The following is a 16,761-nucleotide window of genomic DNA, read 5'->3' as shown; positions in this document are numbered from 1 at the left end:
AGCCTCTAGGCCCGGGCGCTCACCTGTTCTAGAGTCTCCTCATTGGTTACGGCCCCAGCCCCTGGCCGCAGTGATCACCACCGAGCCTCCAGGCCTCCCGTGCCGTCGCCGGGTTACTCCCGCAGCCCGAGCACGCGCGGTCGAGGACCAGCCCGGTCGGCGGCTTCGGGGGGAGCGGGTCGCCGACCGGGCCAGGTAACGCCCACGGGAGTCCTACAGGCCGGTGCCGGTCAGATACGCCGAGACGATCACGTTCGCCGTGTAGCTGCGACTCGCCCGGTCGAAGGTGTCGCCGCAGGTGATGAGACGCAGTTCGGCGCGGCCCGACCGGCGCGGGCCGTAGGCCTGGTGGGCGTCGAAGCCCTCGCGGGTGAGGACGCGCACGTCGTCGACGGTGAACTCGGCGACCCTGCCGTCGTCACGGATCACCCGGACCGTCTCCCCCGGCTTCAGGGCGCTGATCCCGTGGAAGACGGCGGGCCGGGTCTCGGTGTCGAGGTGTCCCACCATCAGCGCGGTCCCGGCGGCCCCGGGTTTCGCGCCGGCCGCGTACCAGCCGACGACGCCGGGCTGGTCGAAGGGCGGCGGGTCGAGGGCGCCCCGGGCGTCCAGACCGCGGGCCACCACGGGCGCCTGCACCCCGAGGTCCGGGATGTCGAGGCGCTGCGGCAGCGCTCCCGTCAGGGGCCGTGCGGCGGGCGGCAGTTCGACTGACGTTGGCGGGCGCCCGACCGCGGCCAGGTCACCGGTGGTCGGCGCGGACACGCCGTGCCGTACGTCCGTGACGTCGGCCCCCCACAGCCACAGCCCGAGCAGCAGCACCGCCCAGGTCAGGCCGGTCAGCAGCCGTCCGGTCCCGAGGACGTGTCCGCGGTGGGCGGGGCCGCCTTCCTGGGCGAGGAAACGGTCGGACATCGCAGCTCAGTCCGTCCCGCAACTCCGGCGGCTGCGGCGCAGCACGACGGCCACCGCCGCGACCCCGGCGAGCACCAGGCCCGTCACCGCGTGCCCGGTGCCGGGCGTGACGGCGTGCGGCTCCATGGCGGAGAGGTGGGTGGCGGTCCAGCCGCCGCCGGCGTCGACGGGGGCGGCCGGGGTCGCCGGGGCCGACGGGGATGTGCCGCCCTTCGCCGCCGCGACGGTGATCCTGCCCTTCATCTCGAGGTCGGCGCAGGTGATCCGCACGTCGTAGGGGCCGGGCTCGATCGAGGAGCGGACGCGGGTCTCGCCGCTGAGGCCGCCGCCGGCCCCGGTCAGCCGGGCGTCCGCGACGAACGCGGCCGAGGCGGCGGTGGCCGTCCTGCCCGCGCACCCGGTCACCCGCAGTGCGAGGTCGGCGCCGGGAGCGGGGGTCGACGGGGTCACCGAGACTCCGCCGCCGTCCGCCGCCTGGGCCGCCTGCGCGGTCGGGGCGAGGGCGGCGACAGCCAGGGCCGCGGTACAGAGAGTGAGGTGTAGTGAACCCATCGTGAACCTCCAGATATCTGGAGAGTCCCCCGGGGGCCGCGGGCCCGCATCCCGAGGGGGTGCCGCGTTGCTCCGTTCGGGTCAGTCTCGGCTCAGGTCTCGGACCATCTCGGACCAGGTCTCAGATGCGGTCCACGAGGTCCGCGATCGAGTCCACGACCTTCGAGGGCCGGTACGGGAAGTCCTCGACCTGCTCGGGCCGGGTCAGGCCGGTGAGCACCAGGAAGGTCTGCATGCCGGCCTCCATGCCGGCCAGGACGTCGGTGTCCATGCGGTCGCCGATCATCGCGCTGGTCTCGGAGTGCGCGCCGATGGTGTTGAGTCCGGTGCGCATCATCAGCGGGTTGGGCTTGCCCGCGAAGTACGGCTGCTTGCCGGTCGCCTTGGTGATCAGGGCGGCGACGGCACCGGTGGCCGGCAGCGCGCCCTCGGCGGAGGGCCCGGTCTCGTCGGGGTTGGTGCAGATGAAACGGGCGCCGTCGTTGATGAGCCGGACCGCCTTGGTCATGGCCTCGAAGGAGTAGGTACGGGTCTCGCCGAGGACGACGTAGTCCGGCTCGTGGTCGGTGAGGATGTAACCGATGTCGTGCAGGGCGGTGGTCAGACCCGCCTCGCCGATGACGTACGCCGTGCCCTCGGGCCGCTGGTCGTCCAGGAACTGCGCGGTGGCCAGGGCGGAGGTCCAGATGTTCTCGATCGGGACGTCCAGGCCCATGCGGCGCAGACGGGCGTGCAGGTCGCGCGGGGTGTAGATGGAGTTGTTGGTCAGCACCAGGAAGGGCTTGCCGGACTCACGGAGCTTCTTGAGGAAGGCGTCGGCGCCGGGGATGGGCACGCCCTCGTGGATGAGTACACCGTCCATGTCGGTGAGCCACGAATCGATGGGCTTGCGGTCTGCCATGTGCGGGATCTCCTGCCGTACGCGTGTACGCCGTGCTGCGTCGGCCCCAGCCTAGACAGTGGCCGGATCTTGGGGGAATGGCCGGCAGGGGACAGGTCCCGGAAGGTCTGGGGTCAGCGGCGGCCGCGGGCCCGGAGGATCGCGCCCGCGGTGACCAGGAGGAGGGCGACGGCCGCGAGGGCGGCGGCGGCCATGGCGGGGCCGGTGGTGGCGAGTTCCTCGGCCGCGTCCGTGAAGGGGAGGCCGTCCGGGGTGGGGGTGGCGGGGGTGGTGGGGGTGTCGGACGGCGTGTCCGCGACGGAGCCGATGCCGAAGCGGTAGTCGTTGGACTGCCCCACCCAGTCGCCGTCGTCGCCGTGCCGCTGGACGACGGCCGCGTTGGCGGTGACCTCGTTCGGTACGGCGTCCGCGGCGAGCGCGAGCCGTACCTTCACGGTGAGGGTCTTTCCGGGGCCGACGGTGAGCCCGGCACCGCCGAACGCCCCGACGAGTTCGTCCCCGTCGGTGGACTCGAACCGGACGGCGCGGGTGCGGGGGCCGTCGTAGAACTCCAGGCGGGCCTGCGCGGGCTTCAGGGCGTGCCGCTTGTCGACGAGGACGACGACGGGGTGGATCCCGGCGCAGGTGTGCCGGGTCGTGTTGACGAGATCCAGATACCAGGTACCGAAGCCACCACCGGGCTCGTAAGCGGCGGGACCGCCGTGGATACGGGTGGTGAGCGGGAAGGCCCGGTCGGCGGGGGCGCAGGACTGGCCGACGGGGTCGGGGGCCGGGGCCGGGCCGGCTGTCGCCGGGGAAGCGGACATCAGGGCGGCTGCCGCCGCGAGGCCGAGAAGGGCGGGCGTATGGCCGTGCACATACCGTCGCATGAACACATGACCATGCCGGGCGGGATCGGCCACCGTGTGATGCCGCACCGTCCGACCCGCGAAGTCCCCTCGATCAGCGGACGCGGGGCGCACGGCTCGGGGCGTCGAGGTCCCGCCTCGCGGCCGGAGCGGCTTGGCGAGGCCGATCGGGCGGTGCGGCACGCGGCCCCCCGCGTGGAGGCGGCCCACGCAGTCAGGACCGCGTGATGACTCCCCGGAGGGCCGTGCTCGACCCGTTCCTGATCGCTCGCTGCGACGCCGGCTAGCGCTGCAGTGTCAATACGCCCGGCCGGTACGGCAGCGTGCCGTAGTCCCCGCCGTCGGTGCTGGGGTCGCGCCCTTGATAGAGGAACTGCAGATTGCAGGGGTCGATGGTCTTGGTCTGGTCGGGGTTGGTGCGAACCAGATCGCCGTGGCTGATGTCCCTGGTCCAGGCCGTCGCGCCGCTGTTGGCACTGCCGGCGAAGGGGTTGGTCACGGTGTCGGCCCCGGCCTGCGGTGTCCACGTGCCGTCGAGGCTGGTGGCCGTGAACGCGCGGAAGTAGCGGCCGTACCCTGTGTAGTTCTGGGCCTCGACGATCATGAGGTACTGGTTCTGGCCCTGGACCTTGTAGACCTCCGGCGCCTCGAACAGGTTGAGCGCTGTGTCGCTCATGATCTTCGTGACCGAGCCGAAGGTGCCCGGGAAGTTGCCGATGGGCATGCCGGCGCGGTAGATGTCGCCCTCGTCGTTGGCGAAGAACATGTACATGTTCGTGTCGTCGCCGATGAGGGTCACGTCGAGGGGACCCCCCTTCGGGAGGGTGCCCGTGAACAGCTCCTGCTGCGGGCCCCAGCCGTTGGGGTTGGTGGGGTCGCTCGAAGTGCGGTAGGAGAAGCTGTAGGGCCAACCCCCGTTGTAGGCGAGCACCCAGAGGTTCTTCGGGGCGAAGTAGAACAGCGTCGGCGCGATGCCGTCGAAGGGGATCGTGTTCTGGGTGGCGGTGGCCATGTCGGACCAGTTCGTGAAGGGGCTGAAGGTCGTCAGTCCCCAGCGCCCGTCGTCACCGGCGAGGGTGTTGTGCGTCGTGGCATAGACGACGTGCTTGCCGTTGTGGACGACGCTGGTGAAGTCCTTGAGCGAGGCCCACCCCGCCTTCGGCTCCGCCAGCGGGCCGGTCGATGTCCAGCGGTACGTCGACGGAAGAGCACACATGTTGTTCGCCCCTGACAGACCGGTCCACTTCTGGTTGGCGCCGCCATGGCACGACCAGAGCCGCGCCTCCGTGCCGTTGGTCTTGCCCCAGCCCGAGGCCTCCAGGCACAGCCCGGACCGCACGCCGACGATCGTGCCGTCGGGGTTCACCCGCCACTGCTGGTTGTCACTGCCGGTGCACGTCCAGATCTGCACCGGGGTCCCGGCCGTGGTGGCGCCGCCCCGGGCATCCAGGCACTTGTTGCCGTACACGGTCAACTGGCTGCTGTCCGTCAACGTCCACTGCTGGTTGATTCCACCGTGGCAGTCCCAGATGTACACGTTCGCGCCGTCGGTCTGACTGAAGCCCGACACATCGAGACACCGGCCGGAATCAACACCGCGCACATCGCTGGTGGTGGCCGCCTGAGCCGGGCCGGCGACGAGCAGCGCCGCGAACGCGGCCAGAGCCGCAACCGTGGCGGCGAGCACCGCAGACGGGCGTCTGAGACGGAAACTACGTCTGCGCATAAGGGCCTCGTCATCCTTGAGCAAGCGGCTCCGGTTGGCCCGTCAGGGGCTGTCCGGAGGCGGTGCGGTGCGGCCCAGAGTGTTCGACATGGCGAACACGGGTCGAAGTATCGAGCAACTGGATATTAAGGTTCCGGTGATCAGCGTCAATACCTTGCGCAAAATTCACGGGCAGAAACGTTCGCAGGCCGAAACCAGGCGGCTTCAAGTCCCGTGGTTGTACGGGTCTCCGGCGTGAGCATCAGGTAGCGGTACGGGCGGGGCTTAGCGATCATTACGGACCCCGACCAGGTCGCTCACCCGAGGCTCTTCGTCCGCCCGGACGACGCCCAGGTCGAGACCGTCCGGGCCGCGAACGCAGTCCGACGGGGCCGTGCACACCCGTCCCACCGCCCACAGGACCAGCCCCGCGCCGTACGAATGATGCCCCCGGCATGAAGACCTCCGTCGGTTTCGTGCGTCAGGCGTCGGCCCGGCCGAAGAGTGGGGCCAGGACGAGTTGTGCCGCGCCTTCGGCGACCTCGTCGGGCGCGGTGCGGACGGGGACCGGCTCCTCGCCGGTGCGCCGGGCGCGTTCGTCGAGGACGGCTTCGACCCCTCGTAGGAACGGGTCCGGGGCGCTGGTGACGGTACGGCCGCCCAGCAGGACCAGGTCGATGTCGAGCAGGCCGACGAGGTTGCCGGCCGCGATGCCGAGGACCCGTGCCGCCTCGGCGAGGTCGCCGCGGGCCACCGCCGCCAGGCACAAAGCCTCGACGCAGCCCCGGTCACCGCAGTCGCAGGGCGGCCCGTCGAGCTGGACGACCTGGTGTCCGAACTCCCCGGCCCCGGTCCGCGCACCCCGGTGCACGGTCCCGCCGATGACGAGCCCGGCACCGAGGCCCGTACCGAGATGCAGATACGCGAACGACCCGCGCTCCCCCGCGACCGCGAGCCCGAGCGCGGCCGCGTTGGTGTCCTTGTCGACCGCGACGGGCACCCCGAGCCGCCGCGCGAGCGCGTCCCGCAGGGGGAAGCCGTCCCACTCGGGGAAACCGGTGACGCGGTGCAGCACACCCCGGGTGTGGTCGAGGGGGCCGGGGAGGGCGACGCCGACGCCGAGGAGGGCGGGGAGGGCGCCGGCGGCGGGACGCGAGGAATCCGACCGCGCAGCAACACCCTTGGCATCGGACCCGAGCACCGCCGCCCCGGCGCCGCCCGCAGCTGAACCCGCCTCCGCCCCGGCGACTCCCCCCGCGTTCCGCCCTCGCGCCCTCGCCGCCGACACGACCCCCGGTTCCGACGACCCGGCGGTGCCCACCGTCGAACCGGCCTCCACCTCTCCGACGCCTCCCGCCCCGTCCTCTCCCCGCACCCCCCTCACCAGCGCCTCGACCTCCCCCGCGACCGCCCCCACGACGGCCTCCGCCCCCGCCCCCAGGTCCACCGCGGCGCACCGTTCGCCAACCACCGTCCCCGCGAGATCCACCCGCACCGCCCGCAGCGCGTCCCGGTCCAGGTGGATGCCGACCGCGTGGCCCGCCCCCGGCACCAGCCGCAGGACGGTCCGTGGCTTGCCGCCTGTCGAGGCCCGGTGTCCCGCCTCCACCGCGAGGCCCGTCTCCCGCAGCCGCCCGGTGATCTTGCTGACGGCCTGCGGGGTCAGCCCGGTCCGCTCGGCGAGTTCCAGTCGGCTGATTCCCCCGGTGCCCGCGCCCCGCAGCAGGTCGAGCACGAGCGCGGTGTTGTGGCTGCGCAGGGCCGGGAGGTTGACGCCGCCGTTCGTCCTGTTCACGCCTGCCATTCTCCGTCACGCTTGCACTTTGGCAACACCGTTGCGAAAGTGGAGGGCATGACTGCTGCTGACCTCCGCGTGGGCCTCGTCGGCTACGGCCTCGCGGGCTCCGTCTTCCACGCCCCGCTGATCGCCGCCACCGAGGGCCTCACCCTCGACACGGTGGTCACCTCGAACCCCGAGCGGCAGGAACAGGCCCGCGCCGAGTTCCCGGACGTCCGTACCGTCGCAGGCGCCGACGAACTGTTCGCCCGCGCCGCCGAACTGGACCTGATCGTCATCGCGTCCCCCAACAAGACGCACGTCCCGCTCGCCACCGCCGCCCTGGAGGCCGGTCTCCCGGTGGTGGTCGACAAGCCGATCGCCGGCACGGCGGCCGAGGCGCGCGAGCTCGCCGCCCGAGCCGAGGAGCGCGGCCTGCTCCTGTCCGTCTTCCAGAACCGGCGCTGGGACAACGACTTCCTGACCCTGCGCCGCCTCCTCGACGAGGGCGAACTGGGCGACGTCTGGCGCTTCGAGTCCCGTTTCGAGCGGTGGCGGCCGCAGCCCAAGGGCGGCTGGCGCGAGTCCGGCGACCCGGCAGAGATCGGAGGTCTGCTCTACGACCTCGGCAGCCATGTCGTCGACCAGGCCCTGACCCTCTTCGGGCCCGCCGCCTCCGTGTACGCCGAGGCGGACGTCCGCCGCCCGGGCGCCGAGATCGACGACGACACGTTCATCGCGATCACCCACGCGAACGGCGTCCGCTCCCACCTCTATGTCTCCGCCACCACCGCCCAACTCGGCCCCCGTTTCCGGGTGCTGGGCTCCAAGGCGGGCTATGTGAAGTACGGCCTGGACCCGCAGGAGGCGGCCCTGAGGGAGGGCGAGCGCCCCGGCACCGCGGCCGGCTGGGGCCGGGAGCCCGAGTCGCTGTGGGGCCGGCTGGGCGCGGGAGAGTCCCCCGTGACGGGCGGCGGCAGCCCCGTCCCCACCCTCCCCGGCGACTACCCCGCTTACTATGCGGCCGTGACCAGGGCCCTCACCGAGGGCGGCACCAACCCGGTGACCGCGCTGGAGGCGGCCGCCGCCCTCGACGTACTGGAGGCGGCGCGCCGTTCGGCCCACGACGGAGTGGCGGTGCAGCTGTGACGCACAACACCGGGCTGACCCCGAAGTTCCAGCCGGAACTCACCCCGCCGCTGGAGGAGCTGGAGGCGCAGGAACGCCGCCTGGTCTTCCGGCAGTTCACCTACGAGGACGCGTGGGCGCTGGGCTCCCTGCTGGTGGAGCTGGCCCGGGAGCGGCAGGCCCCGGTGGCCGTCGACATCCGCCGCGGCGGCCAGCAGCTCTTCCACGCGGCTCTGCCGGGCTCCGCCCCGGACAACGACGCCTGGATCGACCGCAAGCGCCGGGTCGTGGAGCGCTACGGCTCCGCCTCCTACCTGGTCGGAGCCCGCTTCCGCGCCAAGGGCAGCACCTTCGAGGAGTCCTCGCGTCTGGACCCGGACGAGTACGCGGCGCACGGCGGCTCCTTCCCGATCACGGTGGAGGGCGTGGGCGTCGTCGGCACCGTGACGGTCTCGGGCCTGCCCCAGCTCCAGGACCACCGTTTCGTGGTCGAGGCGCTGGAGGAGTTCCTGAGCAAGGACCGTTGACGGAAGCCCGTCGGCGGAACAGGAATGATCGCCGGGTTCTCCCGCGTTGGCACCTGCCATGAAGCAGATCATCGGAAAGTACGGCATCTGGAACGGCGGCGGCCTGCGCGGCGAAGACCCGGCACTGCGGGGCGAACGCGCCGAGGCCGCCGCCGAGTTGGAGGAACTCGGGTTCGGCGCGATCTGGCTGGGCGGCAGCAGTTCGGCCGCCAACGCCGCCCCGCTCCTTGATGCGACGTCCCGGATTGTCGTCGGCACCAGCATCCAGAGCATCTGGGACCATGAACCCGAGACCGCCGCCGCGAGCTTCACCGACCTGAACGCCGCCCACTCCGGCCGCTTCGTCCTGGGCCTGGGCGTCAGCCACGCCAAGCTCGCCGAGCAGTACCGGCGCCCGTACTCGGCCCTGGTGGCCTACCTGGACGCCCTGGACAAGGCGGGAGTCCCGGCCGAGGGCCGCGCCCTGGCCGCGCTGGGCCCGAGGACCATCGAGCTGGCCCGGGACCGCGCGGCCGGCTCGATCCCGTACCTGATCACGGCGGACCAGGTGGCACGGTCCCGTGAACTCCTGGGCGAGGCGCCCCTGTTGGCCCCGGAGCTGAAGGTCGTCCTGGAGTCCGACCCCGCGCGGGCCCGCGCCGTGGCCCGCGACTGCCTGGCCATCTACTTGGGCCTGCCCAACTACACCAACAACTTCCTCCGCAACGGCTTCACGGAGGACGACCTGTTGGACGGCGGCAGCGACCGCCTGGTCGACGCGGTCTTCGCCTGGGGCACGGACGACCGGATCCGCGCCCGCATCGGCGAGTTCACCGAGGCGGGCGCGGACCACGTGGCCCTGCAGATCGTGGACGGCGGCCCGCGCTACACCCTCACGAGGGAGGCTTGGCGCAACCTCGCATCGCTACTGGCGTGAAGATCAGCTACCAGGGGCGCGGGGCTGTATCAATATGCGGCTCCGCCGCGTGGGCGCGACAAGCCACAGACGGCCCGCAGCCGCCGAACAAGGCGCAGTTCCCGGTTCCCCCAGCGGAGCGTCTACGCGTCCTTGAACTCCTGCCGCTGACGCCCGAGCCCCGAGATCTCCAGCTCCACCACGTCCCCGGCCCGCAGATACGGCTTGGGCTCGGGCTCCCCCATCGCGACCCCCGCGGGCGTACCCGTGTTGATCACATCACCGGGGTACAGCGTCATGAACTGGCTGACGTACCGCACCACTTCACCGACGGGGAAGATCTGCTCGGCGGTCGTACCGTTCTGCTTCAGCTCGCCGTTGACCCACAGCTTCAGGGACAGGCTCTGCGGGTCCGGAACCTCGTCCGCGGTCACCAGCCACGGTCCGAGGGGATTGAAGGTCTCGCAGTTCTTCCCCTTGTCCCACGTCCCGCCGCGCTCGATCTGGAACTCCCGCTCGGACACGTCGTGCGCCACCGCGTATCCGGCGACGTGGGCGAGTCCCTCCTCGACGGACGACAGATACCGGGCCGTACGCCCGATGACGACCGCCAGCTCGACCTCCCAGTCGGTCTTCACCGACTTCCGGGGGACCAGAACCGTGTCATAGGGCCCGACCACCGTGTCCGCAGCCTTGAAGAAGATCACCGGCTCGGCGGGCGGCTCGGCTCCCGTCTCGCGCGCGTGGTCGTGGTAGTTCAGGCCGATGCAGACGATCTTCCCGATCCGGGCGATCGGCGGCCCGACGCGGAGCCCCGTGGCGTCCAGCGCCGGCAGGTCCCCGGCCTCCGCGGCCGCGCGGACCCGGCCGAGTGCCGCGTCGTCGGCGAGCAGCGTCCCGTCGATGTCGTCCACGACACCGGACAGGTCCCGCAGGACCCCGTCGGCGTCGAGCAGCGCGGGCGTCTCCGTTCCCGCCGTACCGACTCGCAGCAACTTCATGATCACAATCTCCCTCGATCGCGGGGCGCCACCCGGTGGGTGCAGCCATCGGATGACTGGTCGATCCTCCAAGCTGAGCGTCCGGTCCGCAATACCCGGTTCACGTACTGGACCGTCACCATGCCGGTCAGCGGTAGAGGGCGGCCCTCTCGACCGCGGCCCACGTCGAACTGGTCACCACGTACAGCGCGGCGGCCAGGGGCACCACCGCCACGGTGAAGAGCGTGAAGAAGGACATGAAGGGCATGAGCTTGGTCATCGCGCCCGCCCCGGGCACCGGCTGCCCGTCCGTCACCGGCATGACCGGGTTCGTGGCCATCATCCGCTTCGTGCGGCGGTAGTTGAACGTCGCCACCACGACCACGAATGCGAACAGGCAGACGTACACGAGCCCCGCTCCCTTGAACATCCCGCCGTCTCCGAGCGCGTCCGCCCAGCGGCCGCCGAGCGGCGCGGCGAACAGTTGGTGACTGAGCAGTTCGTTTGCCTTCCCGCCGATCGTCGTGTTGGAGAAGAGGTGGTAGAGCAGGAAGAACGCGGGGAGCTGGAACAGCCCGGGCAGACAGCCGGACAGCGGTGAGACCTTCTCCTCTGCGTGCAGGGCCAGCACCGCCTTCTGGAGCTTGTCGGGCTGGTCCTTGTGCTGCTTGCGCAGCTCGGCGATCTTCGGCTGGAGCTTGGTGCGGGCCTTCTGGCCGCGGGCGGCGGCGCGGGACAGGGGGTGCACGAGCAGTCGTACGAAAGCGGTGAACAGGACGATCGCGGCGGCGGCCGCGGTGGCGCCGAACAGGGGGTGCAGCAGGTCGGCGAGGTGTTGGACCAGATCAGCGAAGACGGACATGGGTGAGCCCTCCGGGGGTCTCGTCGTGCCGGAAGCGAAGAAGGCGGCATGACGACCCGCGCGGGGTGTCCCTGAAGAGTGAGCCCCTACGCGGTCGCCGGGAGGGCGTGACCGGGCGCTCGGGGGCGGGGGCGGCCCTTGGCGTCGGGGTCGCGTTGCGAGAGGAAGGCCGTACGGCGGGCGCGGTCGCGGATGGCGGTGCGGACCCGGGTGGGCGGTACGGCGGGCGCGCAGCGCGAGGCGATCAGCGAGCAGGCGGCGAGCGCGGAGCCGGCCGCCGCGGTGGCGGCCAGCGCGACGGCGGCGGAGAAGCTGCCGGCGTCGAGGAGGACGAGGTCGAGGACGAGGAACAGCAGCAGGGCGGCGGGGCGCGGTGTCGTCCAGTCGCGCATCACGGCCACTCCCCCTCTCGCTGCGAGTCCTCCCCCGGTTATACCTGATCGACCGCGATCGGCTGCAAGAGCCTCTTCGGCTTGAGCAGCGCCCGGCTGACCGGATCCGCCGGGTCCGGATCGAGTCCGGGGCCCGGCACCATCAGCACCTCCGCGACCGGTACGACGATCGCGCAGGCGGGACATTCGCCGTAGGAGCCGAGTTCGGTGCCGCACTCGGCGTGCCGGAAGACGCGCAGCACGGTCTCGGCGTAGTGCTCGCGGCCCCAGCGGCCGAGGGCGCGCATGGCGGGCCACAGGGCGATGGCGCGGTCGGTGACGACGTACTCGTCGCGCGGCGGGGAGTCCTGGTACCTGCGCTTCTCGAGGATCCCCTCCTCGGTGAGCATCTGGAGGCGGGCGGCGAGGACCGCGCGCGGGATGCCGAGGTGGACGAGGAAGTCGTTGTAGCGCCGGACGCCGTAGAGGGCGTCCCGGATGACGAGCAGGGTCCAGCGCTCGCCGACGATCTCCAACGCGCGGGCGATCGAGCATTCCTGTGTCGCGTAGTCCTTGCCCAGTGCCATGGCGCCCACTGTAACCACTTTCCGCCTGTGGGTTCAATGACCGAACCTACTCTGCTACGGTTCTCGCCATGACTAGGTTCAGTGAACGAACTCTCGTGGAGGCGAAGGTGTCGGCCGCCCCGGCCCCAGCCTCCCCGCGCCCTTCCGCGACCCTGGCCCTGACCAGCGCCGCGACCGCCGTGGCCCTCATGACGTACACCGCGCCCATGGTCACGCTCCCCGACGTCGCCGCCGACCTGCACACCCCGCTGTCCGCCCAGGCCTGGCTCCTGAACGGCACCCCGCTCGGCCTCGCCGCCCTCCTCCTGGTCGCCGGGAGCCTCGCCGACGACTACGGCCGCCGCCGGATCTTCGTCGCGGGCACCCTGGCCCTCGGCCTCACCACCGCCCTCGGCGCCCTGACCTCGTCCACCTGGCTGTTCACGCTGGCCCGGATCGCCCAGGGCGCGGCCAGCGCGGCGCTCCTCGCGAGCAGCCTGGGCCTGATCGTCCACGCCTTCCCCTCCCCCAGGGGCCGTCTGCACGCGACCGGCGTGTGGGGCGCGTTCGTGAGCGGCGGCATCGCGGTCGGCCCCCTGCTGAGCGGCGCGATGCCGAGCTGGAGAGTGTCCTACGGCGTTCTCGGCGCCGCCGCCGTGCTAGTGGCCGCCCTGTCCGCACGGCTCCTGACCGAGTCCCGGGCCCCGCGCGGCGGCCGCCCGGATCTCGCCGGCGCGGTGACCTTCGGGCTCGCCCTGGTCGCCCTGGTGGCCGCGCTGACCCTGGGCCGGGACGGCTGGCTGCGGGCACCGGTCGGCCTGTTGGTGCTGGCGTTCGTGGTCCTGCTCGCCGTGTTCGCCGCGGTGGAACGCCGCTCGGCCACCCCCATGCTCGACCTGGGCCTGCTGCGCCACCGCCGTTTCCTCGCGTCGTCCTCCAGCGGACTGTTCACGGGTCTCGCGGTGATCGGCCTGTTCAGCTTCCTCCCGGCCCTCCTCCAGCAGACCGTCGGCCTGTCCGCGATGGACACGGCCTGGCTCTTCCTCCTCTGGTCCGGCCTGTCCTTCGTGGTCGCCCTCCAGGTCCGGCGCCTGGCCGGCCGGGTGCCGCCGCGCTGGCAGCTCGCGATCGGCTTCCTGCTGCACGCGGCGGGCGTCCTGACCATGCTGGGCTCGCTCGACGCCGGTTCCTGGGTACGGCTGCTCCCCGGCCTCGTGGTGGCCGGCATCGGCAGCGGCCTGCTGAACGCGGCGCTCCCGCTGCTGGCCGTGGAGTCCGTCCCGGCCGCGCGGGCGGCGATGGGCTCGGGCGCCCAGCAGACCTTCCGTTACATCGGCTCCTGCGCCGGAGTCGCCCTGACCATCGCGATCGCCACCTCCTCCGGCGGCGGCCTCGCCCACGGCGCGGACATCGCGATGCTGGTGTCGGCGGGACTGGCACTGGTGGCGGCGGCGAGCGTGGTGGGACTGCGGGAGCGGTGAAGGCCGTCCACGCCGGCGGGCAGTCCGAGTGCCGGAGCGGTGACGCCGGGAACGCCGCCGCGTGGTCGGGCTGTCGGAGCGGTGACGCGGTCAACCCTCCCGCGCGGTGGACTGTCGGAGCGCTGACGCGGTCAACCCTCCCGCGCGGTGGACTGTCGGAGCGCTGACGCCGGCAGCGCCGCCGCTGGAACCGCGAGAGCAGAGACGCCGCCAACACCCGCCGCGTACCGGGACTGCGGGAGCGGCGAACGCCGTCTACGCCGGCGGGCAGTCCGAGTGCCGGAGCGGTGACGCCGGGAACGCCGCCGCGTGGTCGGGCTGTCGGAGCGGTGACGTGGTCAACGCTCCTGCGTGGTCGGGCTGTCGGAGCGCTGACGCCAGCAACGCCGCCCCTGGAACCGCGAGAGCAGAGACACCGTCACCACCGCCGCCTACCAGGACTGCGGGAGCGGTGAACGCCATCGACGCCGACGGGCAGTCCGAGGGCCGGAGCGGTGACGCCTGCAACACCGCCGCGTGGTCAGACTGCGAGAGAAGAGACGCCATCCACACCCTCGGCAGTCGGAGTTCCGGCGCGGTGACGCGGTCAACGCTCCCGCGTGCCGGGATCGTCGGAGCGGTGACGCCGTCAACGCGGGCGTGTCGAGACGAGCTTGCCCCACACCACCAGCCGGTACCGGGACGTGTACTCCGGGGTGCACGTGGTGAGGGTGATGTAGTGACCGGGCGTGGTGTAGCCGTGGGCGGGATGGGCCGTCGAGCGCGGGATCGGACCGATCACTCCCGAGTCGCGGGCCGAGGTCTGGCGCAGGGTCCTGTCCACGGCGTACGTGTAGACCGCGCTCCGCGTCTCCACCCGGACGGTGTCCCCCGGCGCGAGCCTGTTGATGTACCGGAAGGGCTCGCCGTGGGTGTTGCGGTGCCCGGCGAGCGCGAAGTTCCCGGCGCCGCCCGGCTGCCCGGTGCCGGGATAGTGACCGACGTACCCCTTGTTGAGGACGCTCCGCTTGCCGACCCCCTCGGCGACGGGGACGCGGAGGCGCAGCCGGGGGATGCTGAGGACGGCGTACGCCTGGGAGAGGTCGGGCGTGGGGGTGGTGGAGTCCGGGGTGGCGGCGCCGGGGTTCTGACCGGCCCGGGATCCCGGAGCCGCCGTAGCAGAGGACGGGGGCGCGGACCCGGAGTCCGCGGCCGTACCGGCGTCGCCTCCCCCACCCCGTCCCCACTCCCGTTCCAGCGCCTCGACCCTGCGCTGAGCACCCTCCCGGGCCTCACGGTTGGTCCACCACAGCTGGTGCACGACGAGCAGCAACAGAACGACGCCCACGGTGACGAGCAGTTCGCCGCCGGTCCACACCGCGCGCCGGCGACGCTCGCGCCGACGCCGGGCTCCGTGGTGCATGATGCGCTGCCGCATGGGTCACGCCTCCTCGGCCGGGGCCGCCCGCACGATAAGGGCAGGACCTTCAAGTCACCAGGGTCGAGGGCCTCGTAGAGCGGGCGGGACGGTGGACGGGGCGTCGGCGAAGCGGTCGACGGGTGGCGGCGCAGCGGCAGACCTGGAGGCGGCGAAGCCGTCGGCGCGTCCGGTATACCGAACTTCCTCCACCGGTTGTAAGAAGGGCTGTCAGAACTCTCGACAACCCCATTGGCCACACCCGATGCTTCGACGTGGCATGAACGGGGCAGGCCACGACGCGGGTCACACGGCCGCGTCGATCCATCGGAGTTCGGAGTAGCCATGATCCGACGCAGAACGCTGCTGACAGCCGCAGGAGGCACCCTCCTCGGCAGCGCCCTGGCCACCGGTACCGCCCGTGCGGACGCCACGATCGCGGTGAGCCCGGGAACGTCGTACGGCACCTGGGAGGGCTGGGGCACCTCGCTGGCCTGGTGGGCCAACGTGTTCGGCGCCCGGGACGACTTCGCCGACATCTTCTTCACCACCAAGTCGACTTCCTACAACGGCACTTCGCTCCCCGGCCTCGGCCTGAACATCGCCCGCTACAACCTGGGCGCGTCCAGCTGGAACTCCGTGGGCGGCACGTCGATGACCGCCTCGCCGAACATCCCCGCCTTCAAGCAGATCGAGGGCTACTGGCAGGACTGGAACAACGAGGACCCGACGTCCTCGGCCTGGGACTGGACGGCGGACGCCAACCAGCGGGCGATGCTGGTGAAGGCGACGCAGCGAGGGGCTGTCAGCGAGCTGTTCGCCAACTCGCCTATGTGGTGGATGTGCCAGAACCACAACCCCTCCGGCGCCTCCGGCGGCGGCAACAACCTCCAGACCTGGAACTACCGCCAGCACGCCTCCCACCTCGCCGCGACCGCCCTGTACGCCAAGAACAACTGGGGTGTGAACTTCTCGACGGTGGACGCCTTCAACGAGCCCTCCTCGTCCTGGTGGACGGCGACCGGCACGCAGGAGGGCTGCCACATGGACGCGTCGGTCCAGTCGGCCGTACTGCCGTACCTGCGCAGCGAGTTGAACAACCGCGGCCTGACCGGGGTGAAGATCTCGGCCTCGGACGAGACCAGCTACGACCTCGCCCGCACCACCTGGAACTCCTTCAGCTCGACGACGAAGGGGTACGTCAACCAGGTCAACGTGCACGGCTACCAGGGCTCGAACGGCCGCCGGGACCTCCTCTACACCGACGTGGTCACGACGGCCGGCAAGAAGCTGTGGAACTCCGAGACCGGCGACAGCGACGGCACCGGCTACACCACGGCCTTCAACCTCCTCTACGACTTCCGCTGGCTGCACCCCACGGCCTGGGTCTACTGGCAGGTCATGGACCCGACGGCGGGCTGGGGAGTGATCAAGTACGACGCCAGTACCCTTCAGGCCGGCGCGATCGAGACGAAGTACTACGTGCTCGCCCAGTTCAGCCGCCACATCCGCCCCGGCATGAAGATCATCGACACGGGCGTGAGCAACGCGGTCGCGGCCTACGACTCCTCGGCCAAGCGCCTGGTCATCGTGGCCCTGAACACCTCCACCTCGGCCCAGACCCTGACCTTCGACCTGTCGAAGTTCACGACGGTGACGGGCGGCTCCGGCGGCCTGGTCCCGCGCTGGAACACGGTGACGACGGGTGGCGACAAGTACGCCTCGTACTCCAACACCTTCCTGAGCGGGAAGTCGGTGGCGGTGCCGTTCGCGGCGAAGGCGGTGCAGACGCTGCAGATCGACGGCGTGACGATCTGAGGTGACACGTGAAGGGGCGGGGGGTGCGGGCCGGGCCCG

The 16,761-nt window shown here is 71.7% G+C and carries 16 protein-coding genes; 5 read left to right on the top strand and 11 right to left on the bottom strand.

Annotated features, from left to right (window positions below; genetic code table 11):
• Nucleotides 1–213 precede the first annotated feature (213 nt).
• From D1369_RS25655 to D1369_RS25630, 6 genes are all read right to left on the bottom strand, one after another.
• On the bottom strand, nt 214–915 hold the full coding sequence (locus D1369_RS25655; protein ID WP_118082623.1) for a class F sortase: 702 nt from the start codon (nt 913–915) through the stop codon (nt 214–216).
• A gap of 6 nt (nt 916–921) precedes the next feature.
• Complete coding sequence (locus D1369_RS25650) at nt 922–1,467, bottom strand: hypothetical protein (protein WP_007382292.1); 546 nt, start codon at nt 1,465–1,467, stop codon at nt 922–924.
• Between the two features lie 121 nt (nt 1,468–1,588).
• The gene (locus D1369_RS25645; RefSeq protein ID WP_007382293.1) at nt 1,589–2,368 is read right to left on the bottom strand and encodes an HAD-IIA family hydrolase; all 780 of its coding nucleotides are present in this window, start codon (nt 2,366–2,368) and stop codon (nt 1,589–1,591) included.
• 113 nt (nt 2,369–2,481) lie between these two features.
• Nucleotides 2,482–3,237, bottom strand: coding sequence for a hypothetical protein (locus D1369_RS25640; protein ID WP_007382294.1), 756 nt, complete (start codon nt 3,235–3,237; stop codon nt 2,482–2,484).
• A gap of 262 nt (nt 3,238–3,499) precedes the next feature.
• Nucleotides 3,500–4,942: a non-reducing end alpha-L-arabinofuranosidase family hydrolase gene (locus tag D1369_RS25635; protein WP_202477003.1), complete on the bottom strand. Its 1,443-nt coding sequence runs from the start codon at nt 4,940–4,942 to the stop codon at nt 3,500–3,502.
• A gap of 460 nt (nt 4,943–5,402) precedes the next feature.
• Nucleotides 5,403–6,725 carry an ROK family transcriptional regulator gene (locus D1369_RS25630; RefSeq protein ID WP_118082622.1) on the bottom strand — a complete coding sequence of 441 codons (1,323 nt, stop codon included), beginning with the start codon at nt 6,723–6,725 and terminating at the stop codon, nt 5,403–5,405.
• A 48-nt stretch (nt 6,726–6,773) separates the two neighbouring features.
• Between D1369_RS25630 and D1369_RS25625 the strand changes: the two genes are divergently transcribed.
• From D1369_RS25625 to D1369_RS25615, 3 genes are read left to right on the top strand one after another with little or no spacing between them, the layout of a single operon-like run.
• Nucleotides 6,774–7,847 (top strand): Gfo/Idh/MocA family oxidoreductase, encoded by a 1,074-nt coding sequence (locus tag D1369_RS25625; RefSeq protein ID WP_037900168.1) that lies wholly within the window; start codon nt 6,774–6,776, stop codon nt 7,845–7,847.
• Complete coding sequence (locus tag D1369_RS25620; RefSeq protein WP_037900170.1) at nt 7,844–8,353, top strand: heme-degrading domain-containing protein; 510 nt, start codon at nt 7,844–7,846, stop codon at nt 8,351–8,353. Before D1369_RS25625 ends, D1369_RS25620 begins: the two co-directional genes overlap by 4 nt.
• 58 nt (nt 8,354–8,411) lie before the next feature.
• On the top strand, nt 8,412–9,269 hold the full coding sequence (locus D1369_RS25615; protein WP_037900173.1) for an LLM class F420-dependent oxidoreductase: 858 nt from the start codon (nt 8,412–8,414) through the stop codon (nt 9,267–9,269).
• 122 nt (nt 9,270–9,391) lie between these two features.
• Here D1369_RS25615 and D1369_RS25610 read toward each other — a convergent pair whose 3' ends face one another.
• The 4 genes from D1369_RS25610 to D1369_RS25595 form a co-directional block, all read right to left on the bottom strand.
• A complete protein-coding gene (locus D1369_RS25610; RefSeq protein WP_007382300.1) occupies nt 9,392–10,249 on the bottom strand; it encodes a fumarylacetoacetate hydrolase family protein in 858 nt (285 codons plus the stop codon).
• 127 nt (nt 10,250–10,376) lie between these two features.
• Nucleotides 10,377–11,090 carry a YidC/Oxa1 family membrane protein insertase gene (locus D1369_RS25605; protein ID WP_007382301.1) on the bottom strand — a complete coding sequence of 238 codons (714 nt, stop codon included), beginning with the start codon at nt 11,088–11,090 and terminating at the stop codon, nt 10,377–10,379.
• Nucleotides 11,091–11,176: 86 nt separating this feature from the next.
• A complete protein-coding gene (locus D1369_RS25600) occupies nt 11,177–11,482 on the bottom strand; it encodes a DUF6412 domain-containing protein (RefSeq protein WP_086023254.1) in 306 nt (101 codons plus the stop codon).
• A 38-nt stretch (nt 11,483–11,520) separates the two neighbouring features.
• Nucleotides 11,521–12,048 (bottom strand): helix-turn-helix domain-containing protein, encoded by a 528-nt coding sequence (locus tag D1369_RS25595; protein ID WP_037900174.1) that lies wholly within the window; start codon nt 12,046–12,048, stop codon nt 11,521–11,523.
• A 68-nt stretch (nt 12,049–12,116) separates the two neighbouring features.
• On the opposite strand from D1369_RS25595, the gene D1369_RS25590 reads away from it, so the two are divergent.
• Nucleotides 12,117–13,508 carry an MFS transporter gene (locus D1369_RS25590; RefSeq protein WP_037900179.1) on the top strand — a complete coding sequence of 464 codons (1,392 nt, stop codon included), beginning with the start codon at nt 12,117–12,119 and terminating at the stop codon, nt 13,506–13,508.
• A 628-nt stretch (nt 13,509–14,136) separates the two neighbouring features.
• Here D1369_RS25590 and D1369_RS25585 read toward each other — a convergent pair.
• Nucleotides 14,137–14,925: a class E sortase gene (locus D1369_RS25585; protein WP_007382305.1), complete on the bottom strand. Its 789-nt coding sequence runs from the start codon at nt 14,923–14,925 to the stop codon at nt 14,137–14,139.
• 324 nt (nt 14,926–15,249) lie between these two features.
• Here D1369_RS25585 and D1369_RS25580 point away from each other — a divergent pair, with 324 nt between their 5' ends.
• Complete coding sequence (locus D1369_RS25580) at nt 15,250–16,722, top strand: hypothetical protein (protein WP_007382306.1); 1,473 nt, start codon at nt 15,250–15,252, stop codon at nt 16,720–16,722.
• Nucleotides 16,723–16,761: the final 39 nt, after the last annotated feature.

The sequence above is a fragment of the Streptomyces sp. CC0208 genome (assembly GCF_003443735.1).
Lineage (GTDB): Bacteria > Actinomycetota > Actinomycetes > Streptomycetales > Streptomycetaceae > Streptomyces > Streptomyces sviceus.
This window is presented reverse-complemented; position numbering and strand designations above follow the sequence as displayed.

Excerpts from the sequence above, each read along its gene's own strand:
- D1369_RS25595 (WP_037900174.1), bottom strand. The coding sequence starts at position 12,048 with ATGGCACTGGGCAAGGACTACGCGACACAGGAATGCTCGATCGCCCGC.
- D1369_RS25590 (WP_037900179.1), top strand. The coding sequence starts at position 12,117 with ATGACTAGGTTCAGTGAACGAACTCTCGTGGAGGCGAAGGTGTCGGCC.
- D1369_RS25610 (WP_007382300.1), bottom strand. The coding sequence starts at position 10,249 with ATGAAGTTGCTGCGAGTCGGTACGGCGGGAACGGAGACGCCCGCGCTG.
- D1369_RS25625 (WP_037900168.1), top strand. The coding sequence starts at position 6,774 with ATGACTGCTGCTGACCTCCGCGTGGGCCTCGTCGGCTACGGCCTCGCG.
- D1369_RS25650 (WP_007382292.1), bottom strand. The coding sequence starts at position 1,467 with ATGGGTTCACTACACCTCACTCTCTGTACCGCGGCCCTGGCTGTCGCC.
- D1369_RS25605 (WP_007382301.1), bottom strand. The coding sequence starts at position 11,090 with ATGTCCGTCTTCGCTGATCTGGTCCAACACCTCGCCGACCTGCTGCAC.
- D1369_RS25630 (WP_118082622.1), bottom strand. The coding sequence starts at position 6,725 with ATGGCAGGCGTGAACAGGACGAACGGCGGCGTCAACCTCCCGGCCCTG.
- D1369_RS25615 (WP_037900173.1), top strand. The coding sequence starts at position 8,412 with ATGAAGCAGATCATCGGAAAGTACGGCATCTGGAACGGCGGCGGCCTG.
- D1369_RS25645 (WP_007382293.1), bottom strand. The coding sequence starts at position 2,368 with ATGGCAGACCGCAAGCCCATCGATTCGTGGCTCACCGACATGGACGGT.
- D1369_RS25585 (WP_007382305.1), bottom strand. The coding sequence starts at position 14,925 with ATGCGGCAGCGCATCATGCACCACGGAGCCCGGCGTCGGCGCGAGCGT.
- D1369_RS25635 (WP_202477003.1), bottom strand. The coding sequence starts at position 4,942 with ATGCGCAGACGTAGTTTCCGTCTCAGACGCCCGTCTGCGGTGCTCGCC.
- D1369_RS25640 (WP_007382294.1), bottom strand. The coding sequence starts at position 3,237 with ATGCGACGGTATGTGCACGGCCATACGCCCGCCCTTCTCGGCCTCGCG.
- D1369_RS25580 (WP_007382306.1), top strand. The coding sequence starts at position 15,250 with ATGATCCGACGCAGAACGCTGCTGACAGCCGCAGGAGGCACCCTCCTC.
- D1369_RS25655 (WP_118082623.1), bottom strand. The coding sequence starts at position 915 with ATGTCCGACCGTTTCCTCGCCCAGGAAGGCGGCCCCGCCCACCGCGGA.
- D1369_RS25600 (WP_086023254.1), bottom strand. The coding sequence starts at position 11,482 with ATGCGCGACTGGACGACACCGCGCCCCGCCGCCCTGCTGCTGTTCCTC.